General features: G+C 35.6%; 31 protein-coding genes. 10 read left to right on the top strand and 21 right to left on the bottom strand.

Annotated elements, in window-relative coordinates; genetic code table 11:
* Positions 1–48 precede the first annotated feature (48 nt).
* From MKX66_RS26935 to dacF, 6 genes are all read right to left on the bottom strand, one after another.
* Complete coding sequence (locus MKX66_RS26935; RefSeq protein WP_000016829.1) at positions 49–147, bottom strand: methionine/alanine import family NSS transporter small subunit; 99 nt, start codon at positions 145–147, stop codon at positions 49–51.
* Entirely contained in the window at positions 147–1,673 is a 1,527-nt protein-coding gene (locus MKX66_RS26930) for a sodium-dependent transporter (protein WP_002143036.1), read from the bottom strand. The genes MKX66_RS26935 and MKX66_RS26930 overlap by 1 nt, the downstream gene beginning before the upstream one ends.
* 139 nt (positions 1,674–1,812) lie before the next feature.
* The gene (gene sigF, locus MKX66_RS26925) at positions 1,813–2,571 is read right to left on the bottom strand and encodes an RNA polymerase sporulation sigma factor SigF (protein ID WP_002014922.1); all 759 of its coding nucleotides are present in this window, start codon (positions 2,569–2,571) and stop codon (positions 1,813–1,815) included.
* 12 nt (positions 2,572–2,583) lie between these two features.
* The gene (gene spoIIAB / locus MKX66_RS26920; protein WP_001243400.1) at positions 2,584–3,024 is read right to left on the bottom strand and encodes an anti-sigma F factor; all 441 of its coding nucleotides are present in this window, start codon (positions 3,022–3,024) and stop codon (positions 2,584–2,586) included.
* Positions 3,025–3,375, bottom strand: coding sequence for an anti-sigma F factor antagonist (spoIIAA, locus tag MKX66_RS26915; RefSeq protein ID WP_002128957.1), 351 nt, complete (start codon positions 3,373–3,375; stop codon positions 3,025–3,027). It lies immediately after the preceding gene.
* A 165-nt stretch (positions 3,376–3,540) separates the two neighbouring features.
* On the bottom strand, positions 3,541–4,731 hold the full coding sequence (dacF, locus tag MKX66_RS26910; RefSeq protein ID WP_002088461.1) for a serine-type D-Ala-D-Ala carboxypeptidase DacF: 1,191 nt from the start codon (positions 4,729–4,731) through the stop codon (positions 3,541–3,543).
* A 166-nt stretch (positions 4,732–4,897) separates the two neighbouring features.
* Between dacF and MKX66_RS26905 the strand changes: the two genes are divergently transcribed.
* The 5 genes from MKX66_RS26905 to MKX66_RS26885 are packed head-to-tail and all read left to right on the top strand — an operon-like array spanning position 4,898 to position 9,377.
* Entirely contained in the window at positions 4,898–5,317 is a 420-nt protein-coding gene (locus tag MKX66_RS26905) for a GntR family transcriptional regulator (RefSeq protein ID WP_002033900.1), read from the top strand.
* Entirely contained in the window at positions 5,283–6,164 is an 882-nt protein-coding gene (locus MKX66_RS26900; protein ID WP_341087476.1) for an ABC transporter ATP-binding protein, read from the top strand. Before MKX66_RS26905 ends, MKX66_RS26900 begins: the two co-directional genes overlap by 35 nt.
* Positions 6,154–7,212 carry an ABC transporter permease subunit gene (locus MKX66_RS26895; RefSeq protein WP_326996588.1) on the top strand — a complete coding sequence of 353 codons (1,059 nt, stop codon included), beginning with the start codon at positions 6,154–6,156 and terminating at the stop codon, positions 7,210–7,212. The genes MKX66_RS26900 and MKX66_RS26895 overlap by 11 nt, the downstream gene beginning before the upstream one ends.
* Positions 7,213–7,224: 12 nt before the next feature.
* Positions 7,225–8,289: an ABC transporter permease subunit gene (locus MKX66_RS26890; protein ID WP_326996589.1), complete on the top strand. Its 1,065-nt coding sequence runs from the start codon at positions 7,225–7,227 to the stop codon at positions 8,287–8,289.
* A gap of 38 nt (positions 8,290–8,327) precedes the next feature.
* The gene (locus MKX66_RS26885; RefSeq protein ID WP_326996590.1) at positions 8,328–9,377 is read left to right on the top strand and encodes an ABC transporter permease; all 1,050 of its coding nucleotides are present in this window, start codon (positions 8,328–8,330) and stop codon (positions 9,375–9,377) included.
* Positions 9,378–9,394: 17 nt separating this feature from the next.
* On the opposite strand, the gene MKX66_RS26880 is transcribed toward MKX66_RS26885, so the two are convergent.
* The gene (locus tag MKX66_RS26880) at positions 9,395–9,940 is read right to left on the bottom strand and encodes a hypothetical protein (RefSeq protein ID WP_002033896.1); all 546 of its coding nucleotides are present in this window, start codon (positions 9,938–9,940) and stop codon (positions 9,395–9,397) included.
* A gap of 100 nt (positions 9,941–10,040) precedes the next feature.
* Complete coding sequence (locus MKX66_RS26875; protein WP_002088468.1) at positions 10,041–10,460, bottom strand: MarR family winged helix-turn-helix transcriptional regulator; 420 nt, start codon at positions 10,458–10,460, stop codon at positions 10,041–10,043.
* A gap of 160 nt (positions 10,461–10,620) precedes the next feature.
* Between MKX66_RS26875 and MKX66_RS26870 the strand changes: the two genes are divergently transcribed.
* Together MKX66_RS26870 and MKX66_RS26865 are read left to right on the top strand one after the other, a co-directional pair.
* Positions 10,621–11,292: an SIMPL domain-containing protein gene (locus tag MKX66_RS26870; protein WP_002033894.1), complete on the top strand. Its 672-nt coding sequence runs from the start codon at positions 10,621–10,623 to the stop codon at positions 11,290–11,292.
* A gap of 134 nt (positions 11,293–11,426) precedes the next feature.
* Positions 11,427–12,716, top strand: a complete 1,290-nt coding sequence (locus tag MKX66_RS26865; protein WP_002033892.1) for an NCS2 family permease — start codon at positions 11,427–11,429, stop codon at positions 12,714–12,716.
* 34 nt (positions 12,717–12,750) lie between these two features.
* On the opposite strand, the gene corA is transcribed toward MKX66_RS26865, so the two are convergent.
* The 9 genes from corA to spoIIM all read right to left on the bottom strand — a co-directional run bounded on the left by corA (position 12,751) and on the right by spoIIM (position 20,931).
* Positions 12,751–13,713 carry a magnesium/cobalt transporter CorA gene (gene corA, locus MKX66_RS26860; protein WP_002067031.1) on the bottom strand — a complete coding sequence of 321 codons (963 nt, stop codon included), beginning with the start codon at positions 13,711–13,713 and terminating at the stop codon, positions 12,751–12,753.
* Positions 13,714–13,922: 209 nt separating this feature from the next.
* Complete coding sequence (locus tag MKX66_RS26855) at positions 13,923–15,227, bottom strand: pyrimidine-nucleoside phosphorylase (protein ID WP_044442729.1); 1,305 nt, start codon at positions 15,225–15,227, stop codon at positions 13,923–13,925.
* A gap of 7 nt (positions 15,228–15,234) precedes the next feature.
* Positions 15,235–16,056, bottom strand: coding sequence for a purine-nucleoside phosphorylase (locus tag MKX66_RS26850; protein ID WP_001078443.1), 822 nt, complete (start codon positions 16,054–16,056; stop codon positions 15,235–15,237).
* Positions 16,057–16,068: 12 nt separating this feature from the next.
* A complete protein-coding gene (gene deoB, locus MKX66_RS26845; protein WP_002014935.1) occupies positions 16,069–17,253 on the bottom strand; it encodes a phosphopentomutase in 1,185 nt (394 codons plus the stop codon).
* 364 nt (positions 17,254–17,617) lie between these two features.
* A complete protein-coding gene (locus tag MKX66_RS26840; RefSeq protein WP_002088470.1) occupies positions 17,618–18,346 on the bottom strand; it encodes a FixH family protein in 729 nt (242 codons plus the stop codon).
* A gap of 144 nt (positions 18,347–18,490) precedes the next feature.
* Positions 18,491–19,381: a site-specific tyrosine recombinase XerD gene (gene xerD / locus MKX66_RS26835; RefSeq protein WP_002143042.1), complete on the bottom strand. Its 891-nt coding sequence runs from the start codon at positions 19,379–19,381 to the stop codon at positions 18,491–18,493.
* Between the two features lie 6 nt (positions 19,382–19,387).
* Positions 19,388–19,618 (bottom strand): YqzK family protein, encoded by a 231-nt coding sequence (locus MKX66_RS26830; RefSeq protein ID WP_215590150.1) that lies wholly within the window; start codon positions 19,616–19,618, stop codon positions 19,388–19,390.
* 103 nt (positions 19,619–19,721) lie between these two features.
* Complete coding sequence (gene fur, locus MKX66_RS26825) at positions 19,722–20,177, bottom strand: ferric iron uptake transcriptional regulator (RefSeq protein ID WP_000392654.1); 456 nt, start codon at positions 20,175–20,177, stop codon at positions 19,722–19,724.
* A gap of 106 nt (positions 20,178–20,283) precedes the next feature.
* A complete protein-coding gene (gene spoIIM, locus MKX66_RS26820; RefSeq protein WP_002014939.1) occupies positions 20,284–20,931 on the bottom strand; it encodes a stage II sporulation protein M in 648 nt (215 codons plus the stop codon).
* Positions 20,932–21,057: 126 nt separating this feature from the next.
* On the opposite strand from spoIIM, the gene MKX66_RS26815 reads away from it, so the two are divergent.
* Positions 21,058–21,609: a GNAT family N-acetyltransferase gene (locus tag MKX66_RS26815; RefSeq protein ID WP_002033881.1), complete on the top strand. Its 552-nt coding sequence runs from the start codon at positions 21,058–21,060 to the stop codon at positions 21,607–21,609.
* A 23-nt stretch (positions 21,610–21,632) separates the two neighbouring features.
* On the opposite strand, the gene MKX66_RS26810 is transcribed toward MKX66_RS26815, so the two are convergent.
* Positions 21,633–22,172 (bottom strand): NUDIX domain-containing protein, encoded by a 540-nt coding sequence (locus tag MKX66_RS26810; protein WP_002014941.1) that lies wholly within the window; start codon positions 22,170–22,172, stop codon positions 21,633–21,635.
* A gap of 74 nt (positions 22,173–22,246) precedes the next feature.
* Here MKX66_RS26810 and mciZ point away from each other — a divergent pair, with 74 nt between their 5' ends.
* Positions 22,247–22,375 (top strand): Z-ring formation inhibitor MciZ, encoded by a 129-nt coding sequence (gene mciZ / locus MKX66_RS26805; protein ID WP_000870295.1) that lies wholly within the window; start codon positions 22,247–22,249, stop codon positions 22,373–22,375.
* 53 nt (positions 22,376–22,428) lie between these two features.
* Positions 22,429–23,343, top strand: coding sequence for an aldo/keto reductase (locus MKX66_RS26800; protein ID WP_341087471.1), 915 nt, complete (start codon positions 22,429–22,431; stop codon positions 23,341–23,343).
* A gap of 58 nt (positions 23,344–23,401) precedes the next feature.
* On the opposite strand, the gene MKX66_RS26795 is transcribed toward MKX66_RS26800, so the two are convergent.
* The 3 genes from MKX66_RS26795 to MKX66_RS26785 form a co-directional block, all read right to left on the bottom strand.
* The gene (locus MKX66_RS26795) at positions 23,402–24,229 is read right to left on the bottom strand and encodes an aldo/keto reductase (RefSeq protein ID WP_326996591.1); all 828 of its coding nucleotides are present in this window, start codon (positions 24,227–24,229) and stop codon (positions 23,402–23,404) included.
* Positions 24,230–24,359: 130 nt separating this feature from the next.
* Positions 24,360–24,884: a GrpB family protein gene (locus tag MKX66_RS26790; RefSeq protein ID WP_002143048.1), complete on the bottom strand. Its 525-nt coding sequence runs from the start codon at positions 24,882–24,884 to the stop codon at positions 24,360–24,362.
* A 68-nt stretch (positions 24,885–24,952) separates the two neighbouring features.
* Positions 24,953–25,222 (bottom strand): YqkE family protein, encoded by a 270-nt coding sequence (locus MKX66_RS26785; RefSeq protein WP_002033875.1) that lies wholly within the window; start codon positions 25,220–25,222, stop codon positions 24,953–24,955.
* Positions 25,223–25,386: the final 164 nt, after the last annotated feature.

Raw genomic sequence — 25,386 nt, 5'->3', positions numbered from 1 at the left:
TTTTCATAAAAAAAACATCTGTACCATTTCGGTACAGATGTTTTTAGCTTATGCCTTTTTCTTAAATAAATTTGCAATACTTAATGCAAGTCCTCCCCAAATGACTACCATACCTATAACCATCATCATAATCGCTGATCCACTCATCATGAAACACCTCGGTCCTTCCATTCTTTTTCAAGCTGGACAGAGTCTGAATGTATTTGTGCATTCCATTTTTTCAGACCAATAACTAACGCGACTAGAAGGAATGCTGCCGCTATCGACCAACCATACGTTACAACAAACTCTGTTGGATAACCTCCGTAGTTCTTTTTAATGTTTTGGATTGTACCATCAATTAACATATACCCTAACATAAGTGGAGTAATAACGAGTAAACTCACTCTCCAAAACGTTCCTAACTTTATATCAGATACAAAGTTTGCATGATTTTGATAAACTGGTAAACGGCGCAAGATTAGTCCTATTGTAACTACTTCAACGAGTGCAATTGTAATCAATCCAAAATTGTTAGCGAAGTAATCAACAACATCTAGGAACATAAGTCCACCACGTGTTGCAAAAACAAGAGAAACTAATACTAATAGCGTTCCCATAATTCCAATCGTCTTTTGACGACTCAAGCTGAATTTTTCAGATACAGCGGCAAAGCATACTTCTGCAAGTGAAATGAGTGATGTAATTCCAGCAACAGTTAGAGATAAGAAGAATAATACACCAAATAACGGCGACATCGGTAACTCATTAATAATTTGCGGGAATACTACAAATGCAAGTCCTACACCAGCACTAGCTACTTTATCAACCGGTACCCCCATGTTATTCGCCATAAATCCAAGAGCTGCAAAGACACCAATACCTGCCAATAATTCAAATCCTGAATTTGCAAATCCTGTAATAAAAGCATTATTTGTTGTATCTGAGTTTTTCGGTAAATAACTAGAATACGTAATCATAATTCCGAATGCTAAAGATAAACTAAAGAAAATTTGACCGTAAGCAGCAAGCCATACTTTCCCATCAAAAATACGACTCCAATCTGGTTTAAAAAATGCATCTAGCCCCTGCATCGCACCTTCCATCGTCACTGCACGAACAACGATAATAAGGAACATAACAACTAGTAAAGGAATAAAAATACGGTTAACAACTTCGATTCCTTTTTTAACTCCTTTAAACGCAACACCAAGCACAATAATCCAAACGAGAGCTAACGGAATTAATACTTCTGGTACGAGCCCCCCGAATTGTCCTGGCTTATCTGCAACATGTAAATATTCTTTAAATAAAAATGATTGCGTGTCTTTCCCCCATGCTCCAGTAATTGCAAAGTACGTATACGAAATAGACCAAGCAATGATTACAGCGTAATATGTTGAAACAATAAATGTCACACACATTTGCCACCATCCAATAAATTCAGCACGTCGATGAATACGGAAGAATGTAAGTGGCGCCGAACCACGATGGCGATGCCCAAGAGCAAACTCGAAAGCTAACAATGAAATACCAGTCGTTAATAATGCAAATAAGTACGGTAAAAAGAATGCGCCTCCCCCGTTTTCATACGCTGTATAAGGAAAACGCCATATATTCCCTAGTCCAACAGCGGAACCGATTGCTGCAAAAATAAATCCAGCCCTAGTTCCCCATTGTTGCCTCGTTTCCATGTTTCCTTCCCCCTTTGTGACAAGTTCATACTTGGATTATAGTTTAAATTAACTAAATTATCAATAAATTCTGTAAATTTTTTAGCGATAGTTGGAATCTTCTACTTTTCGTGACAATAAAAAAAAATCGAATAGATAGCTATTCATCTATTCGATCTTTCATCTGTTTTAATATTTTCTTTTCAAGTCTTGAAACTTGTACTTGCGAAATGCCTATGCGCTCCGCTACTTCTGATTGGGTTTGGTCTTTATAATAGCGCAAATACACAATTAGCCTTTCTCGTTCATCCAATTCTCTAATTGCTTCTTTTAAAGCAATTTTATCAAACCATTTCGTTTCCGATTGATCTGCAATTTGATCTAAAATAGTAATTGGATCTCCGTCGTTTTCATACACGGTTTCATGTATCGACGAAGGAGCACGACTCGCTTCTTGCGCCAGAACAACTTCTTCCGGCGTTAGTTCAAGAGCCTGTGCTACCTCATTAATCGTTGGAGCCCTTCCAAATTCTTTCGAAAGCTCGTCTCTCATCTTTCGGACTTTGTTTCCTGTTTCTTTTAAAGATCTACTTACTTTCACTGATCCATCGTCACGTAAAAATCGTTGTATTTCACCGATAATCATTGGAACTGCATATGTTGAAAATTTCACGTCGAAAGATAAATCAAATTTATCTACCGATTTTAAGAGTCCAATACATCCAATTTGAAATAAATCGTCTGGTTCGTATCCTCGATTAAGAAATCGCTGTACAACCGACCATACGAGACGCATATTACTTTGAACGATTGTATCTCTCGCTTGTTGATCTCCATCTTGACTTTTTTGAATTAACGCTTTTAGCTCGTGGTCCTTTAACTGAGGTTTCTTCTTCTCATTTCTGACCTCTATGTCCATTGGCTATTCTCCTTAATTGCATAGAGCGTTACTATTTGATAAGTATTTTGTCAAATGGATTGTTGTCCCGAAAGATTCGTTTGAAATAACTTCTACTTCATCCATAAAATTTTCCATGATAGTAAATCCCATTCCGGAACGCTCTAATTCAGGTTTAGTTGTAAAAAGGGGTTGTCTTGCTTCATCTAAGTTAAAGATACCAATCCCTTCATCTCGAATCGTGAGTTTCACCATCGCTTCTTCCAAAATCACTGAAATATAAACAACACCTTCTGCATTTCCTTCATACCCATGAATAATTGCATTTGTAACCGCTTCTGACACAACTGTTTTAATCTCTGTTAGTTCTTCCATCGTCGGGTCTAATTGCGCAATAAAAGCAGCTACCGTAACACGAGCGAATGATTCATTCTGACTTAACGCTGAAAATTGAAGGTTCATTTCATTTCTCATCTACGCCACCCCCAACGTCGCGAGCGCATGCGCTTCACTTTCTTCTAAACGAACAATTTTGAATAGACCTGACATTTCAAATAAACGTTTAACGGGCGGTGAAATTGCACAGACAACCATCTCTCCACCTAATCCCTTTACATGTTTATATCGGCCTAATATAACGCCTAAACCAGAACTATCCATAAATGTTAAGTTCTCTAGGCTCAAAATAATATGATGAACACCATGTGTCTCAATCATATCTGTGACTTTCGTTCGCAACTCTTCAGCAGTATGATGATCTAACTCGCCCTCTAGCCTCACACATAAGACGTCACGTTTTACTTCTAAATGCATGGAAAGACTCACACGATTTCCTCCTTATGCTCAAACTTTACTCATTAACATAAGATTTTCGTGATATAAAATCAGAATCCTTCCTACTGACAAAAGAAGAACTATTTCGTCATAAAGTGAAACCTTTCAGCAATTATTTCAGTAAATACGAACAGAAAAACATCAAAATTTTCGCCGCTATTTTGATGTTGAAAACATCCCAAAACTTCTTTTAAATAACTCCCACCAGCTCGCTGCCTCAACATCTTCTTTCGCTACAATTGTTTGTTTTAATAAAACATCTTTATCTCTTTTAATAACAAGTGTGCCAAGTGCATCACCTTTTTTAATCGGTGCCTTCACTTTCTTTTCAGCAATCACTTCTTGTTTAACTTTGTCCATATTTTCGCCCTTCTTCATAAGAAGAGACACATTGTCTGACGCAACTAAATCTACTTTTTCTTCCTTACCTTTTCCTACTTGTACAGTCTTAATTTTCTCACCACGTGTATATAATTTCTTTGTCATGTATTGTCCAAATGCATAATCAAGAAGCTTCGTTACTTGATTGTTCCGCTCTTTTGATGTAGGTGCTCCCATTACAACTGAAATAACACGCATACCATTTTTCTCAGCCGATGCCGTTAAACAATATTTCGCTTCTGTCGTAAAGCCTGTTTTCACTCCATCTACTCCAGGATAAAAACGTACTAGCTTATTCGTATTAACAAGCCAAAACTTCTTATCCGTATTTTCACGTAAATAGTCTTCATATTTACCTGTGTATTTTCGAATAAGTGGATACTTCATCAACTCTTTCGCCATAATAGCCATATCATTCGCTGTAGAATAATGATCTTTCGCTGGAAGACCTGTCGGATTTTGAAAATGTGTATTTTTCAATCCTAGATCTTTCGCTTTTTTGTTCATCATATTTACGAAACCTTCTTCTGAACCAGCGATATGCTCAGCTACTGCAACCGATGCATCATTTCCAGATGCAATTGCAATGCCCTTTAACATTTCATTTACAGTCATCTCTTCCCCAGGTTCTAGAAAAATTTGTGATCCGCCCATTGAAGCTGCGTGTTCACTCGCTCTAACTTTATCGTTTAGTTTTAGTTTTCCTTTTTCAACTTGTTCCATAATTAATAGCATTGTCATAATCTTTGTCATACTAGCAGGTGGTAACTTTTCATTTGGATTTTTATCAAACAAAACTTTACCTGTATCTTGCTCAATTACGATCGCTGACGATGCTTGTTCCGCTAACTTCGGCGTGGTTTCTTCTGTTTTTTCCTGCTTCGTTTTCTCAGATTGTGCGAAACTAACTGAAGTACCAGAAAGCAATAACATGAAACAAACAAGTATTCCAAAAACTCGCTTCATGACTAACCCTCCATTCTATATCAAACTTATTTTTTCCAATTTATACATTTTTAATACCATATTTTTCTATTATTTTCAGTTGACAAATAAATTCATTGCCTATATTGTATTAAGTGTATTACACGTAGTAGTACACTTAATACTCATCAGGAAGGAGACATTGCTCTTGCATATTCAACTTGATCCAAGAAGCAACACTCCGATATGGGAACAAATTGTTCAAAATATAAAAGAGCTCGTACTAAAAAATATGTTAGCTCCAAGTGATAAACTTCCTTCTGTACGCGAGCTTGCTTCTTTGCTCGTTATAAATCCAAATACAGTAAGTAAAGCTTATCAAGAATTAGAGCGACAAGGGATTATTGAAACATTACGAGGAAAAGGAACATTTGTAGCCCAATCGATTACCCCAACATTAGACGAAAGGAAAATCGCTATGGTTGAAAAGCAATTTCATCAATTATTACTAGAAGCCTCTTATCTTGGGATTACGAAAGATAAAATTCACGATTGGATAGATTCATACTATAAAGAGATTGGAGGAAATACAGATGTTGAAAGTGACAAACTTGAAGAAAACAATTGATAACCAAACGATTTTAGACGATGTTTCTTTCACATTACAAAAAGGTAGTATCGTCGGATTGCTCGGAAGAAATGGCGCAGGGAAAACAACTTTATTACGAACGATGGTCGGCATTTTAGACCCCGATGAAGGAACTGTTACATATGAGGATACAGATGTTCATATGCATCCTGAAATTAAACAAAAAGTTGTATACGTTCCAGATTCTACTAACATATTAAACGGATATACAGTGAAGGAAATCGTAAAGTTTTATAAAGCGGTTTATACAGCATTTGATGAACAGTATTTTTATGAAATATTAGAACGTTTTAATTTACCAAACAAACGTATTCGTAGTTACTCAAAAGGAATGAAAGCACTGCTTGCGATTATTTTAGCTTTCGCTGCAAAAGCAGAATATGTCATTTTAGATGAACCGACAAACGGACTTGATCCTATCGTTAAAAGACAGATTCTACAATTTCTCGTTGAAGAAGTAGCAGAAAAAGAAATTACAATTTTCATCTCCACTCACCATTTAGATGAAGTTGAAAAAATTGCCGATACAATCATTATTTTAAAAGGACATACAGTAGATTCTATTACATCACTAGATGATGCAAAATCACGATTTGCCAAAATACAAGTTGCTTATGAACGTTCATTACCTCAAAAACTAGAAAACTTAAGCAATATTAAAATATTAAACCAAACAGGAAAAGTATATACAATCTTAATTAAGGAAAATGTGGCTACAACACTGGAGAAGTTTTATAAAGAGCAACCAATACTCATTGAAGAATTATCAATGTCACTTGAAGATGTCTTCGTTACGACACTTGAGGGGGATGGGTATGTTTCATAAGGCGTTGTGGATGTGGAATTGGAAGCGCGGGAAATATGCTGCGTTACTATTTTTCTTTAGTTCACTTTATTTTTTATCTTTCAGATACTATAGGGAAGCTCAACTACAACTTGCTAAATATTATAATTTAAAAGAAAAAGGAACTTTCGATTATCATTACGCATTTGGGTCAAATAATAGTAGTTTTTGGTTAACTATTCTTATTATTTCTTTAGCGTGCCTATTAATAGGATGGGAGCGTAGCAATCAATCTATTACTTTACTTATGGGAATGCCTTTTAAACGAAAAGATGTTTTCTTATCCAAATGGGCTTTCGGTTCATTCTGTATTGTAGGCTCATTCCTTATAAACTGGATTCTTATGTACTTTATTTATAAAACAACCATTCATTTTGATTATCAATCATTTGGGCCGTTTCATCGATACTTTCTCTATGCGATTGTTTCATATGTTGCAGTATATACAGCTGCATTATGTATCGGTGCCTTTACTGGAAGTATTGTTTCGCAAGCCGTTTTTTGTATTCCTTGGTTACTAATGGGTCTTACATTTATTTCATTACTATACAATTTTACAATCAATTCTCTAGATATTACATATAAGAAAGACCGACACTTATATGTAAGTCTTTTCAAAATTAATGAAAAAACAAATATCGTTGCACCGATAAATAATTTTTCTATTAGTTACTACTATAATTCGGAAAGAGATCAGGAAACACCCGATTCATCGCTTTTAAAAGGTCCAGAGTTCCATAGTTATTATTCAGCTAAATCGATGCTAGTTCCTATTTTTTATACAATATTCTATTTACTAATTGGCACATATTTATACAGGCGGTCGCCAATTGAAAACAGTCAAAAGGTATTTATTTCCCAAAAACATTTGCGAATATGGATATGGATAGCGACAATCTATTTTGCATTACTAGGTAGCTATAGATTACCTCTATTTAATTTCTTATTTAATCAGTATACCGGTATGTGTTTCGCCGGAATCATCACTTATTTCGTACTAAAGCGCCTTACAAATTATAAAGTCTTTTAAAGGAGAGATCCTATGTTTCAAAAAGCATTATGGCTAAGGACGTATCAACAGAGTAAATATATGGTCTGGTTATTTTGGTTCGTTAGCTTCTACAATTTGTCATACAAATACTATATGGCAGCTATTGAACAACAACACCTTCTAAAAATGACGAAAGAAGGTGATTATGTATATTATTACCATTTAGATTTATCACTTATGGATCCCGTCATGTTTCAAGGTGGTGCACTTATCATTCTGGCCTGCACTTTAATCGGTTGGGAAAGACACAATAATTCCATTGATTTTCTTTGGTCTATGCCTTTTAAACGTTCACACCTTTTTATGACAAAATGGTTTTTTGGTATTTGTAATATTATAGCAGCTGTCAGCATAAATTGGGGACTATTTGCTATTATGAAAAAAATGACTTTTCATAATAAATACCAAGTATTTTCTCCATTTCATTCTTATTTTATATACATGTTAATTGTATTAATTGCTATTTATACACTTGCCTTATGTATAGGAACAATCACTGGGAATATTATCTCGCAGGGACTTCTCACTGCAGCTATATTCATGTTCCCATTGTTACTTCCATCTCTTATCTCAGGGGTCATTGCTATTCACTCAAATATAGATTTTCATGAAAACAATGGAATTATGCACCGTTTTTTGGAAAATATCCGTATTTCTGGTCCAGTAGAAGATTTTCGTATTAGATTTGATTATAATCCACAAAGTGCCTATACCGATCCTGATGGAGTGCGTCATAATGAACCAGACTTTACAAATATGCCTTCAGCAAAATTATTGATCGCACCTATTACACATATAATTATTTTATTACCACTCGGTATGTATTTATATGTTCGTTCAGTCAATGAGCGGAATGGCAGTTTCTTACTATATCCGAGGCTACAAAAAATAGTTATGAGCTTTATTATTTTCTTTATAGGAATAGTTGGTGGTTTAATCTTAAGAGGAGACAAATCATTACTTAATTTTTATATTGGATTTTTGGGGACAAGTGTAATTAGCTATTTTCTTCTATCCAAACTATTAAGATGGAAGTTCTCTTGGAACACTAAATAAACTCAACATTATCGGAATTTTGCTACAGGAGGGATTACATGTTTCATAAAGCTTTATGGCTCCATCATTACAAGCAAAGTAAGTACATCCTTTTACTCTTTACTTGTAGTAGTTTTTGGTTTTTACCTATTAGCTACTTTAATGATTTACAGGTTCAGCCAAACGAAGATGGCTATTTCAGCTATAGTTTAAATGGGGATACTCTTATCATTCCCTTCATTCCAATTTTCATATTACTTGCCTGTTCATTAATCAGTTGGAAAAGACAAAATCAAACAGATTATCTGTTATTTGCAATGCCATTCTCGAGAAAAGAGCTTTTTCTTTCTAAGTGGCTGTTCGGGACAATCACAATTCTATTCATAATGAGTCTTAATGGCATCTTAACTTATTTCATCCTAAAGATTAATCTTTTTAGCCAATACCAATCTTTTGGGCCAATGGGTACATTATTATGTTATGTTACCATTACATGGATTGCGATTTTTACAATAGCCCTTTTTATCGGAACAATTGCTGGCAATGTTATTTCACATAGTATACTAAGCTTAATTTTCATTATATTACCATATGGAATAAGCGTGTTACTGTTTCATTTTGCTTGGATTCACACAAATGTACCTACAACTGAATTTTTCGTTAAGAAAACGAATTATACATCATATATAGAAAGCATTGAAGTTTTTGCACCTACTAATAATACTTATATATCTTATGAATTTAATCCAAAATTAAAAGAAGTAGACATTAATAATTTAAAAGAATCCGTTAAGGAGCACCATCAATTCCAGCCCGTCTGGAAGCTTATCACTCCGATTCTTTATATTCTCATTCTTTTACCATTAGGCGTATTTTTATATAATCGGACCCCAAATGAAAATAACGGTAAAATATTATTATTCACTAAACTACATGGTTTATTTATACCAGTTGTTACAATATGTTGCGCTCTATTAGGAGGCCGAATAACAGGTGGAAAAAATGATCCGCTATTAAATTATTACGCTGGATTCATAATAATAGGGGTATTTAGCTATGTAATACTTCACTATTTGATAAATAAAAAATTTTTACTTCATACGAAATAACCTCCTTCAAAAGGAGGTTATTTTACATTCTCTCTCCTATCCCCATACACCATCTCTTCTTTCATCCCAAATCCATCACCATTTTTCACAATTTGCTCTGTCGGCGCGACTACACTTTCAGCAATTTTCCATTCGCCGCGCTCTTTCACAAATACTTGCAGAAAATAGTTCATACCATTTAATTGATACGCATTTTCTTTTTTCACATTATAGTGCACCGCAATGTAGTGCACTTGAATATTTTCTTTCCCTGCTTTTGATACGTATTGCGATAATCTTGGAATGTACATTGATGCTTTCTTAAATGGTAATTGCTTCGCTTTAACGAGCGATGAACTTGTTACATTACGCAAAGTGTCCTGATTACGAACATTATCGCTATGATGAAATAATACTGCGTTTTGCATAGAACGAACCCATAATTTCGAATACAAGACGGTATTATCATTCTCAATGTACTTCACTTCTTTTTGCACCACTTGGATAGGGGTATCAGCGTACATGAATGTATGAAAGCAGAAAAAACTTCCAAGTAAAATGGTAAGTGCAGCAATATATTTCATAATCTTTCCTCCGATCTGTTTAATTAAAGTATCGGAGTTTCAAAATATTTTTATTCAAAAGAAAAAGGATAGGAAAGCTCTCGCTTCCTATCCTCATTTATTATAATACGCGGCCAAATAGTTCTAAAACCATTTCTATCTCTTGGTCGCTCCAACCTTTAAATTTCTCTTTATAATATTCTTTACGCACAGCTTCAAGCTTTTCAGTTACTTCTCGTCCGTTTTCAGTAATTTCTAAGTATACGATACGACGGTCCGAATTTGAACGTTTTCTTTCAACAAACCCTTTTCGCACGAGACGATCTGTTACAGCTGTAATATGACTGGAGGTTACGTTTACTTCACTCGCAATTTGCGAAGCCATCTGTGGACTTTTTAAAAATAACGCACGTAATACAGAGAATTCATTATATGGCATATGCTCTGAAAAACGTGTATTAATATCATTTTGTAATAAACGTATCATCTTTCGAAATGATGCAGATAAATCTAAAATCAGTGTTTCTCTATTTTCGTTCACTAGCCTCGTCCCTTTTTTATCATATTTACACATATTATAATCTATAAATACCTATATTGTATATGCTTTCTTCCCTCAACATTCTCATTTATGTAACTTTTTTCATAAGATTTTCTTTTTTGTTCACACATATACATATAAAAAAGGATGGTGAGCATAAATGCAAAGTGGAATGAATCCGTATTTACATAATATCCGTACGACGAATACTGGTAAAGAAGCTACTATTACTGTACAAGGAGAAGGCATTATAAAGGCAAAACCAAATGTTGTCATATTAACACTGGGCATTCGAACAGATAGTAAAAATGTAAAACAGGCGCAAGAAGAAAATGCAGTGCAATCGAAACAATTGCTTGATGCACTCAAACAGCTAGGTATTGCCGATAAAGATATAGAAACCATTTCTTATACAATTACTCCTCAATACGAATATGTAAATGATAAAGCATTACTACAAGGCTACCGTGTGGAGCATTTGTATGAAATTACCGTTTTAAATGTGCAAAAAGCAGGGGAAGTATATGATATAGCCGTTACAAATGGTGCAAACGTAGCAAAAGGATTACGTTTTCGAATATCTCATCCAAATAAATATTATGAGCAAGCTCTCATTCAAGCTCTGCAACAAGCAGTAGACAAAGCTCGCACAATTGCGAGTACTTACAATTTAAATATTAATCCTGTTCCCCTCTCACTCGTTGAAGAATCTGCCCAATTACCACGGGAGATCTCATCATATGCTACTTTGCATGCGCAAGCAGCTCCGCCCATTCAATCAGGAGAACTAGAAATCATTTCATCTATCCGGGCAATTTTTACGTATTTATAAATAAACTCATTTATAAGTAACCGTTATCATTTTCGTTGTTGTAAAAACATGATGTTCTGATATAATAAAGGACGGTGAGCTCTTACATAAGAGATATCACGGGTGGGAGAGGGATATGAAAAAGAAGGTTTAACATGAAAGGAATACTTGAAAGAACATTTAAATTAGACTTACACCAAACATCACCAAAACAAGAAGTTTTAGCTGGAGTCACGTCATTTTTCACAATTGTTTATATTATGATTGTAAATGCGTCAATCTTATCAGATGCCGGCATTCCTCTTGAGGCAGGAATTTTGGCAACTGTTTTTAGTTCATTTGTCGGATGTCTACTCATGGCATTTTGGGCAAATGCACCTGCTATTCTTGTCCCTGGTATGGGTGTAAATGCATTCTTCACGTACACTGCTGTGCATACGCTCGGTTTAACTTGGCAAGAAGCATTGGCAGCTGTTTTTATCGCCGGTATTATTTTTGCAATTGCTGCTTTTACACCGATTGCTCGCGTGCTTTCGGTATCGATTCCAAAGTCATTAAAGGAAGCGATCACTGTCGGCATCGGGTTGTTTTTAGCTTTCATCGGCTTGCAAAAAGGTGGTTTAGTCGTTTCGCATCCTAATACTGCTGTTGCAATGGGAAAATTAAGTAGTCCTGTCGTTCTTGCCACACTACTTACTCTTATTGTCGCACTTGTACTATTTGCGCGTAACGTACGTGGAAGCTTTTTATGGACGATTGCAATTGGAACTGGTATTGCATGGCTGTTTGGTCTTGTTGATACGAGTCAAATGGGAAATAGTTCGTTTTCATTCGCTAATTATGGCGATGTGTTTGGAGCTATGTCATTTGGGAAACTTTCTTCCTTGCCATTTTGGATTGCAACATTCTCCTTAAGCATGGTGCTTATTTTTGAGAACATGGGACTTTTACATGGTTTATTAGAAGATGATCGTAAATTCCCACGTGCTTACCAAGCAAATGCAATTTCAGCAATGACATGTGGTCTATTTGGCACAAGCCCTACCGTTTCAACAGTAGAGAGTGCCGCAGGTATTACTGCAGGCGGGAAGACAGGTCTGACGTCTATCGTTACAGGGTTGTTATTCTTCGCATCACTGTTTGCGCTTCCGTTTGTCAAAATAATTCCTGACAGTGCCATTGCACCAATCTTAATTATTATTGGCGGGCTGATGATTACAAGCATTCAACAAATTCCTCTGAACGACTTTTCAGAAGGATTTCCAGCGTTTTTAATTATCGTTATGATCCCGCTCACATATAGTATCGCTGATGGCATTGCGTTCGGATTTATCGCTTATCCTATCTTGAAAGTTGCACTTGGAAAGCGTAAAGAAGTCGCACCGTCCATGTATATTATTACATGCTTATTCTTAGCCATGTTCGTATTACACGCTATTGGCTAAGAAAAAAACACCGAGGAAATCCTCGGTGTTTTTTTTACTTAAACCAACCTTTTTTATAAAACCAAGCCATCATTCCGCCGCCAATTAATGCCATTAAAATTAAGCAAATAAAATAACTATACTTCCCGCCAAGCTCTGGCATATGTGCGAAGTTCATGCCGTATACCCCTGCAATAAATGTTAACGGCATGAAAATAGTTGAGAAAACAGTTAATGTTTTCATAATATTGTTCATATGGTGGGAATTCAACGAAAAGTAACTATCTCGAATATCTGCTGTTAATTCACGGCTCGCTTCAATCATCTCTGTCAGTTTAAGCAAATGATCATGTATATCTTTAAAATAAATTTCATGATCGCTTATACCGTAAAAACGTGTTGAATTTAATATACGATACAATAAATCACGCATCGGAATAATCGTACGCCTTAGCTTAGATAAATCTGCACGAATATCAAATACTTCTTCTAGCACACTTCCTGCTGTCTCACCCGTTAAATTATCATCAATTGCATTTAAATGGTCTTCGATGTAATAAACAGGTGCGAAATAATCATCTACAATTTGGTCAATAATTGTATGTGCTACATGCAAAGGACTCTTCTTAATACGTTTCTTTTCACCGAGCGTTTTCCATACTCTTTCAATCGCATTGTTATGAGAGAAATGGAAAGAGACTATATATCGATCACTAATAAATAAATCGATTTCATGCGGTTCTAATCCGTCTTCTCCGAATGCATGAAGAACTAAAAAGTTATATCCATCATAAAAATCTACCTTTGGTCTCTGTACATACTCTACACAATCTTCAATTGCAAGGGGATGGAACTTGAAGTGATCTTGTAAAATATATGTATACTCCTCTTTCGTTGGCTTATATAAATCAAGCCAATACCATATGATGTTCTCTTTTTTCGTTTCTTCTAGCGAAACATCATATAAAACTTCATTTTTTTTCGTTATTGCACAAATTCTAATCATAATTTCACCCATTACTATTATAAACAAAAAATAGTAAAAAAAGCCAAGGAGAAATCTCCTCAGCTTTTTTTATCCCGCTATTTGCGGGCAGTAAGACCCCTACCTCAAAATTCAGCGAAAGCAAAGAAGTTAGGTCTGGGTCGGTCTGCTCGTAAATGCCCGATTGGTGAAGGCTAATAATCAGTGGGGATAAAGCCCCCACTGATTAAAGTTTCACTTTATTACTTCGTTACAATACCGTGTACTAAAGTTGGTGCATCTACGTGACCTTTAGCGATTTTCATGTTCTCATAAATTTTCGCTTTTACGTCTTCAACATTTTCGCGGTTTGCGTAAATTGTAACAAGAGAGTCACCTTTTTTCACGCTATCGCCTACTTTTTTGCGAAGCATTAGACCAACTGCTAAATCAATTTCAGACTCTTTCGTTGCACGCCCTGCTCCTAAAAGCATTGCTGCTGTTCCGATTTCATCTGCAACGATTTCCGATACGTAACCGTCTTCTTTCGCTTCCACTTCAATTTTAAATTGTGCTTGTGGCAATTTAGAAGGATCATCAACAACAGATGCATCGCCGCCTTGCGCGGATAAGAACGTTTTAAATGATTCTAGCGCTTTACCATTGTTCATTACTTCAATTAACTTTTCACGTGCATCTTCTAAAGATGAAGCTTGTCCAGCAAGGTACACCATCTGACTTCCAAGTGTTAAACATAACTCTTCTAAATCTTTCGGTCCCTTACCTTGTAATGTATCAATTGCTTCTTGTACTTCTAATGCATTACCAATTGCTTCACCAAGCGGCTGACTCATATCAGAAATAACCGCCATCGTATTACGACCAACGTTATTACCGATGCGTACCATTGCTTCTGCTAAACGCTTTGCATCTTCATCCGTTTTCATAAACGCGCCTGCTCCAGTTTTTACATCAAGAACAATTGCATCTGCACCAGCAGCAATTTTCTTACTCATAATTGAGCTAGCGATAAGAGGAATTGAATTTACTGTTGCAGTTACATCACGAAGCGCATATAACTTTTTATCAGCAGGTGTTAAGTTTCCACTTTGACCAATAACAGCGATTTTATTTTCATTTACAAGACGCATGAATTCATCATTTTCAATTTCCACATGGAATCCTGGTACTGCTTCTAATTTATCAATTGTACCACCCGTATGTCCTAGACCTCGTCCAGACATTTTCGCAACTGGTACACCTAAAGCAGCTACTAATGGACCTAATACAAGTGTCGTTGTATCACCAACTCCACCCGTTGAATGCTTATCTACTTTTACCCCTTCAATGGCTGATAAGTCAATTGTATCACCGCTATTTACCATTGCCATCGTTAAATCTGCACGTTCTTGATCATTCATATCTTGGAAGAAAATTGCCATTGCAAGTGAACTCATTTGATAATCTGGAATACTACCATTTGTGTATCCTTCAACGATAAAGTTAATTTCTTCTGTCGTTAATGCATGTCCATCACGTTTTTTTGCAATTAGGTCCACCATTCTCATTGTGAAGTCACCCCTTCATTTGTTTTACAATTGCTTTTACTAATGCTAAGAAATTAGCTTTAACACGTTCTGTCGTTTCAATTACTTCATCGTGGTGAAGTGGTTGATCTAAAATACCAGCTGCCATATTTGAAATACAAGAAATACCTAGTACTTTCATACCTGCATGACGAGCTACAATTACTTCCGGTACTGTTGACATACCAACTGCATCTCCGCCAAGTGTACGAAGCATACGAATTTCAGCAGGTGTTTCATATACAGGACCTGTCATTCCAACATATACACCTTCTTGTACTTTAATATTTAAATCTGCTGCAACTTGTTTCGCCATTTCGCGAAGTTCTGGCGTATATGATGTAGACATATCAGGGAAACGTACACCCATTTCAGAATCATTTGGTCCGATTAATGGGTTCGTACCCATGAAGTTAATATGGTCTGAAATTAACATAAGATCGCCTGGTTCAAATGATGTATTTACACCACCAGCTGCGTTCGTTACAACAACTGTTTCTACACCTAGTTCTTTCATAACACGAACTGGGAATGTTACTTTTTGCATATCGTATCCTTCGTAGAAATGGAAACGTCCTTGCATTGCTACTACTGTTACACCTTGAAGTGTACCGAATACAAGTTGACCTGCATGTCCTTCTACAGTTGAAACTGGGAATTCAGGGATTTCACTGTATGGTACTGTTACTGCGTTCTCGATTTCATCTGCTAATACACCTAGTCCAGATCCAAGGATTAGTCCTACTTGTGGTGTCTCTTGAAATTTCTCTTTTAAGTATGAAGCTGATTTTGTAATTAGTTCACGATTCATCTGTTTATCCCCCTATTTCTTTAGCTCGTTTAAGAAGCTTGTTCCATGTTCTGGCATTTTAACATTAAAGTTTTCTGCTACAGTTGCACCAATATCAGCAAATGTTTGACGAAGTGATAACTCTTGTCCGCCTTCTTTCATGCTTGGGCTATATGCTAATAACGGTACATATTCACGTGTATGATCAGTACCAGGATGTACTGGATCATTACCATGGTCTGCTGTAATTAATAATAGATCATCTTCTTTTAGTTTTTCGAATACTTCTGGAAGACGTGCGTCATATTCTTGCAATGCTTCTCCGTACCCTTGTGGGTCACGACGATGACCAAATAAGGCATCAAAGTCAACTAAGTTTAAGAAGCTAATACCTGTAAAGTCCATATTTAATGTATCTACAAGCTTGTCCATTCCATCCATATTTGATTTCGTACGAAGTGATTCAGTTACACCTTCTCCATCATAAATGTCAGCAATTTTACCAATAGCAATTACATCATAATCGCTATCTTTAAGTTCATTCATTACTGTGCGACCAAATGGTTTTAACGCATAGTCATGACGATTTGGTGTACGTGTGAAGTTTCCTGGCTCTCCAACGAACGGACGAGCAATAACACGCCCTACCATGTACTTCTCATCTAATGTTAATTCACGTGCGATTTTACAAATTTTATATAGCTCTTCAAGTGGTACTACTTCTTCATGAGCTGCGATCTGTAATACACTATCAGCAGAAGTGTAAACAATTAAAGAACCTGTTTCCATTTGTTCTTGACCAAGCTCAACAAGTACCTCTGTTCCAGAAGCTGGTTTATTACCGATAATTTTACGACCTGTCTTTTCTTCTAATTCATCAAGTAATTCTTTCGGGAATCCTTCAGGAAACACTTGGAATGGTGTATCAATGTAAAGGCCCATGATTTCCCAGTGACCTGTCATTGTATCTTTACCTGTAGATTTCTCTTGCATTTTTGTATAATATCCAAGCGGTTTCTCTACTTTAGAGATTCCTTTCATTTCACGAATATTACCAAGGCCTAATTTCACCATGTTTGGCATGTGTAATCCATTCATATGTTCAGCGATATGACCAATTGTATCAGAACCTAAATCACCAAACTGCTCAGCATCTGGTGCTTCACCGATTCCCACAGAGTCCATTACGACTAGGAAAATACGTTTATATTTATTCATAACTGCAACCTCCTATATGTTCAGTTCTACTTCTTGTAGTATGTTCAAAACGCTATAAAGTGAAACTGTTATCAATGGGAATTATCTTTCGTCCTCATTATTAAACAGTACTGCTTTAAATCATTCTCTAACTTTTTCGTTTTACTTTCAAACGAATAAAAAACATTTCTAGGTTTTTCCAAGTCAGATGTCAGACATCTGATATTGATATCATAACATGTTTACGCTTTCTTTTTAATACATTTTCGTAGAATTACTCATTTTCTTTACCCTTCTATTGTAATCCATTCTGCAAAGAAGTGCTAATCATTTTATAACATATTTCCTAATATAAAAATAAAAAGCAGCTCTAAAGAGCTACTTTTTATTTTACTTCTACTGTTTCTTCTTTATGTTCATGTAGTTCACCTTTTTTAACATGAACTTTCACTTTGTAAGCACCGTTTTCTTTGAAAGTATGTTTCGTTTCATACTCTCCTTTATTTCCTTCTTTCGCCGGAATAAATTCGTGCTTTTCAACACCATCTTTCCAAATCTCAAGTTGTACTTCAGCACCAGTTAACGCTTCTTCTTTTTGCTTCAAATGAACTTTCATTGTTGATTCAGCATTTGCTTTAATATCACCAGCCATAAGATGTATCATCGTATCACTTTTATGATCCCCATGACCTTCTTCTTTTTTCGCATCTTCTACTTTTGCATTTCCTACAGCGACTTTTGTTTCTGGCATAACATGCATTTCACGTGCATTTGTATGAGGAATAATATGATATACTCCATCAGTTTCAAATGTTTTCTCTACTGCATAAACACCTTTTCCTTTATGCTTACCATCTAACATCTCGTGTTTCTCGTCGCCATCTTTCCAAATCTCAAACTTTACATCATCAGCATCCGTTACTCTTTCTTTTCCTTGTGTAACAAGTGCTTGTACTTCTGTTTTTTCACCAGGTTTAATTTCTTTCGGATTCGTTTGAACCGCTACTTTTATAGCTTCCAGTTTCTGTTCTTTTTTCGGTTCTTCTTTGTTTGTATTACAGCCAGCCAATGCTAGCATCGCGATAAATAAAGTCATAATAAGTTTTTTCATCATCATTTCCTCCTTCATACCTTATTTAGTATAGAGGAAATACATTGTAATATTCTAGTCTTCTGCTGAAAACAATGTACGAAATGTTTGTGAAGTTTTTGTGAAGTACTATAGCCTTTTGAATCTATGAAAAAAAGAGCATAGTAACTATGCTCTCGGATGAAACTGTTTATATACATCTTTTAATCTAGCTTTTGAAACATGCGTATAAATTTGCGTCGTTGAAATATCTGCATGTCCAAGCATTTCTTGCACAGCACGTAAGTCTGCCCCATTTTCTAATAGATGCGTAGCAAAAGAGTGACGCAACGTATGCGGTGTAAGCTCTTTTGCAATATTCGCTTCTTTCGCTAGCCGTTTTAAAATTTTCCAAAATCCCTGTCTCGATAATCGATTACCATGATGGTTTAAAAAGAGCGCATCTACTGCTTTTTTACCCATCAATTCTCTTCTTCCTTTTTCAATATACTTTTGAATCGCTTCTGTCGCTAAGCTTCCTAGTGGAATAATTCTTTCTTTGTTCCCTTTCCCGATACAGCGAACAAATCCCATCGTTAAGTGCACATCTTCTAAATTTAATGCAATTAATTCTGAAACACGAAGTCCTGTTGCATACAACAACTCTAACATTGCCTTATCACGAATCCCAAAAGCACTTGCCGTTTTCGGTGTTTGAAGCAATGCTTCCACTTCGTCGATTGATAATACTTTTGGTAATTTCCGTTCCCCTTGTGGCGTTTCAATATGTACCGATGGGTCATGCTCCACTGCTCGTTCACGAAGTAAAAATTGATGAAACGAACGAATCGATGCAATATGACGCGCCAATGTTTTTGAAGATTTCCCGTTTTCTTTTAAATACTGCAAAAAGTTAACAATATGCAAGCGTGTCACTTCATGAAACGTCTTCGTTTGTTCTACATTTTGCAAATACTTCACATAGCTTTTTAAATCGCGTTCATAAGATACAACTGTATTTTTCGCTAAACCTTTTTCAACAATCATATAATGAATAAAATCTTTTAATTGATCTTCCAATCTACACTACTCCCCATTTTCATAGAAAAACATCATTCTATTTACGAAAGCATCCTTTTCCGGCTCCTCATTCCCTGATACTTTTTCTACAGTCTCTTCTTTTGGCTTTTCATAACGATGGTAACTTTCATATTCTTCATTTATCCATAGTATAGCGAAATAAAACAAAATCGTACAACTTGTAAATAATAAAAATACTTTTATCCCATCAAAAGTTAATTTTAAAGCTCGGCGCATTGTAAATTCCTCCAAAATATAAGTTATTACAACATATGCCAAGCTTTCACCAATTTATACCTTATTCAAATAAAAAACCTCTTCCTAGTTAAATAGGAAAAGGTTATTTTTCATCCGTTTCATTTTCTTGACAATTTTTACAAATCCCATGGAATGTTAAACGATGATCTTTCACCTTAAAGCTCCAGTCTCGTTCCACTTTATTCTCCACTTCACCAAGTAAATCTTCTTGTATTTCTTGTACAGCACCGCATTGTGTACAGATTAAATGATGATGGAAACGCTGTGCACCTTCTTGGCGTAAGTCATAACGCGAAACACCGTCTCCAAAGTTAATTTTATCGACAACTTTCAACTCAGACAATAACTCTAAAGTTCGATAAACGGTTGCTAATCCGATCTCTGGCGACTTTTCTTTTACAAGGAGGTATACATCTTCTGCGCTTAAATGATCTTCTTCATTTTCTAGCAGCACACGAACTGTTGCTTCACGTTGTGGTGTCAATTTATAGCTCGCTGCATGTAATTGCTTCTTAATTCGTTCAATTCTTTCTTCCATTCGGTACTACTCCCTCCTCGCCACTCTTACACCATTATATCAGAAGAAGGGCTCCTGTCAAAAGAAAAACAATAAAAACAAATTGATAATTATTCTCAAAAAACATTTATTGTTTGTTAATAGCCTCCACAACTTCTTTCATTAAAACTGGTGATGCATACACTTCGACACTGGAAGCAATAGCTAATACCGCTCCAATCACGAGAAAAAAGCATGTATAGCGAATTAATAACGGTAATAGTGGCTCAGTTATTTTCCGAATAAATTGATGCCTAATCATGCGTAAGGAAAAGCTTGCAGCAATTGTTGTCATTACGAGAAATACAGGAATTATAATTAAATTTTGTGGCAATACAGATACAAATGCTAATAATAGTCCATTCCATCCGTGCTGACTTACTAAAAAACCTACTGTAAATCCAACAACTACCCCTTTTAAAAATAGTAAGATAAAAATGAGTGGCAACCCAATAATTGAAATCCCCAAAATCCAAATAAAGCCGATATATTTTAATTGCGAAAAGTAACTTTCTCGAAACATTTCGCCTGCGACAGCAAATTCTCCTTTAGAAACTTGTCCAAAAAAACGCTGTAAATAAAATGATAAATCTTGCTTTTGGTTTATTTGTAAACTATTCACAAGAATCGCTCCAAATATTACTCCCATCAGTAATAAAACCGCATTAAATATATATAGTGAAGAATTTTCCTGTATGTGAGACATTACACGGTCTTGCCACGTTTTTCGCCACATTTTCCTTCCCTCCGTTCACACTCTTACTAAAAATGTATGAAAGAAAGAAAAAAAGTATGACGAATTAGCATTGAAATTCCGCTCTACTTTGCTAAACTAAAAAGTAGAGAATAGGAGGGATTTCTCTTGAAACCATTATTATTAGATTTTCCAACATTATTTCAAACTGAGCGCTTGCAAGTACGTAAGCCGTTTCCAGGTGATGGAACAGAGGTATATGAAGCAATCCAAGCTTCGCTAGAAGACTTATTACCATGGATGCCAATTACAGCTGAAACAGAAGAACGTGCTGAAGAAATTGTTCGCGAAGCTCACGGACAGTTTTTACTTCGTGAAACACTTGATTTCCACTTATACGATAAAGTATCTGGTACATTCATCGGCGCTATTACGCTCAAGCCTGAAAACTGGGATATTCCAAAGTTTTCACTTCACTTTTGGCTACATAGCGCTTATACAAAGCATGGCTATATGACAGAAGCCATTAAAGGTGCGATTCAATTTGCATTTGATAAACTAGGTGCTAGAAGAATTGAAATTCGTACTGATGCAACAAATATAAACGCATGTAACTTAGCAGAACGTCTAGAATTTATTTTAGAAGGTACAATGGAAAATGATTTCCTAGCACCCGATGGCAGCTTACGCGATGCACGTGTATATGCAAAAATCAACTAAAAACACTCGCCTTAGGCGAGTGTTTATTTTTGTAATTGTAAATATTGTACTGCAAACATCGTCTTAGCATCATGTATGCGAAGGTCTTTCATAAGATCAATCGCTTCTTCTAATGACACTTCCATTAATTCCACAAATTCATCTTCATCTAAAGCTGCTTTATTTTCTTTTTGTTTTAATCCTGTCGCTTTATATACATATAAAATCTCATCTGCAAAACCAGGTGATGTATAGAAAGATGTAATAAGCTCCATATTTTCACATACATATCCTGTTTCTTCTTCTAATTCACGAACTGCTGTTACCTCTGGCTTTTCCCCAGGTTCTAACTTCCCAGCAGGAATTTCCACAATTGCCTTTTCGAGAGCTTTACGATACTGCTCAACGAGTACAATTTTCCCCTCATCAGTAATAGCAATAATAGCAACTGCCCCAGGGTGATTTACGATTTCACGTTTACTCATTTCTCCATTTGGTAATACTACATCATCAACACGAACTTTTATAACCCTACCATCAAAAATCGGTTCAGTTTTTACTGTTCTTTCTGCAAGATTACTCATACTACTTCATCTCCCTGTTCTATTTCCTAATCGTTCTTCATACATTTTACCACATTGAAAGGAGCGTGATAGAAATGAAAGTTTACATTTTACCAAATCGCGTCACTTTAGTCGGCAAAGCATGGCAAATTCGTCATAAGCTAAAACAATATGGAAAAGAGTATACAACTGTACAAGAGTGGATTACAGCAAATAAAAAGTAAACGTTTGTCAACCTCCTTCCCCTTTCGTACAATAAAGGTAAGGAGGTTGACCTATGAAAAAACGTCAATTAGGAAACTCAGATTTATATGTTACGGAAATTGGATTTGGCTGTATGTCTCTCGGTGCATCTGAGGCTGAAGCTATGCGTATTATCGATGAGGCAATCGATTTAGGAATTAATTTTTTTGATACAGCGGACTTATACGATTATGGATTAAATGAAGAATTTGTTGGAAAAGCTCTGAAAGGAATACGCGACCAAATTGTTCTTACAACAAAGGTTGGAAATCGATGGACAGAAGAAAAAAACGGTTGGTCTTGGGATCCTTCTAAAGCTTATATAAAGACCGAAGTAAAAGAGAGTTTACGTAGACTTCAAACAGATTATATTGATTTATATCAACTGCATGGCGGGACGATTGAAGATCCTATAGATGAAACAGTTGAAGCCTTTGAAGAATTAAAAAAAGAAGGGATTATTCGTCATTATGGTATCTCTTCTATACGTCCAAATGTCATTCGTGAGTATGCAAAACGATCAAATATCGTTAGCATATTAATGGAATACAGCCTTTTAAATCGTCGCCCTGAAGAATGGTTCCCGTTTCTTAATGAACAGCAAATTAGCGTTATTGCTCGCGGACCACTTGCAAAAGGGATTTTAACTAACAATAATGCAAGAAAGATAGAAAGAGTAAAAGAAAAAGATTACCTCTCTTATTCTTACGATGAGTTATATTCGACACTCGCGAGTGTAAAAGAAATAACCCAAGAAAGCTCTTTAACAGGAACAGCTATTCAATATTGCTTACATAACGAAACTGTTGCAGCTGTTATACCTGGTGCAAGCTCTATTCAACAATTGCAAGAAAATATACAAGCTAGCCAACAGTTATCTTTAACAAAAGAAGAATATGTACAACTTCAAAAGATTGTTAAGTATGATTCATATGCTTTGCATCGCTAAAATATTGATACCGATAAAAGCAAAAGACTGCCCCCCAACACTAGGCGGCAGTCTTTTTTTATAACGTATCATATTTATCAGGATTCGTTCCTACATGTAAATTACGATTTAACGTATTAATTTGATCCATCTCTTCTTCAGTTAATGAGAAATCAAAAATAGTAAGGTTCTCTTTAATACGAGATGGCGTAACAGATTTAGGAATAGTCACAATCCCACTTTGAATATCCCACCTTAATATAACTTGTGCAGGTGACTTTTCATATTTTTTAGAAATAGCCTGAATAATTGGATGCTGGAATATTTCGCCGCCTCTCATTAAAGGACTCCATGCTTCCATTTGAATTTGCTCACCTTGACAGAAATCACGCAATTCAAATTGCGCTAACATCGGATGAAGTTCCACTTGGTTGACCATCGGCTTCACTTTACAATTTGGTAATAACAGTTCTAAATGATGTTTATGAAAATTAGAAACACCAATCGCGCGCACTTTACCTTCTTCATATAGCTTTTCTAAAGCACGGTACGTATCAACATACTTCCCTCTTATCGGCCAATGGATTAAATATAAATCTACATACTCCATTTGTAATTTCTTTAAACTTTTTTCAAACGCCTCGAGCGTCTCCTCGTACCCTTGATCGTCGTTCCAAACTTTTGTTGTAATAAACAAGTCTTCTCGCGGGATTCCAGATTCACGAACCGCTTCTCCGACACCGCTTTCATTTTCATATACAGTTGCTGTATCAATCGAACGGTATCCAACTTCTAACGCTGTTTTTACTGCTTGTTTAACTTCGTCGCCTTCTTTCGCTTTATAAACGCCTAGACCAATCATCGGCATTTTCACACCATTATGAAGTGTAGTTGTTGGAATATGCACAGTCTTTCTCCCTTTCATTGTTACATTTTTATAAACCACAACTTTATTTCAACAAGATTCATCCAAAAAGTCAAAACATACGTACAGTTTACATAATACTTTTATACACATTTAAAAAAATAAAGTGAACTCAGTCATTCACTTTATTTCCTTTCCATTCTTTCGCTTTTTCATCAACATTACGTATAAATTCATTTTTTCCTTCTGTATACAACGTGCCATCATATGTATATTTTTCAGCTAGTTCTTTCTTTAAAGTCGCATACGCTTCTGCTTCTTCACAATGAGCCATCATATAATCACGAAATGCTAAATGCCTTACTATCTCAGGATTTCCTTTTTCAAATACGTGTAAGTGATACGAGCGTTTTTCCTCAGTCCCATGAATAAAATAACGACGTCTTGAAATACCATTTTCCCCTTTTACGATGTAACCAAGCTCTTTAAAACGTTCATTCCAATGATCTACTCTGTCGATACTCTCTACTTCCATAATCATATCTATAATTGGTTTAGCTGCCAGTCCTGGCACTGACGTACTTCCAATATGATGGACTTTCACCATTTCTGGCATCGCCGATTTTAATCTTTCGGCTTCCATTTGGAATTTCTCACTCCAATGATTTTCATACGGAACGACTACAATTTCCCTCATTCTAACTCCCCTTTTCTTACAAACTCGTCAAAAAAATGATCAGCGGCATTTCACTGACCATCTTTTTATTATTTAAAGTCTTTCCAAGTAAGGCTACTTTCACTTAACAGTTCTTCAAATGATTTATTCTTTTCACGTTCTTTTTGTTCCTTACGCTTTCTTTCTTGTTCTGCTGCCTCTTTTTTCTCTTCTCTCACTTGCAACTCTTTTTTCTTATTCTTTAATTGTTGCATTAACGAATCGTTCAATTGATCACCTAGTGTAAGTGATTCTTTCTCTGGTTGATTCATTTGAGAGTGTCTTTGTGTTTGTGTTTGTCTTTGCTTCTTTTTCTTCATACTATTCACCTTTTACTTTTTTCTCCATTATAGAGGATACACGGCGAAATCGACAATAAAAAAGGTTCCCTACTCTATTATTTATCTTTTGTAAATATGTTAATTTTTCGAAAAAACTAAATTTTTATATGGATATAATCCTAGTAATCTATTAAAATTATGTC

The organism is Bacillus sp. FSL R9-9530 (assembly GCF_038008145.1).
Lineage (GTDB): Bacteria > Bacillota > Bacilli > Bacillales > Bacillaceae_G > Bacillus_A > Bacillus_A mycoides.
Note: the sequence above shows the minus strand (reverse complement) of the source record. Positions and strands in the feature narration are given on the sequence as shown.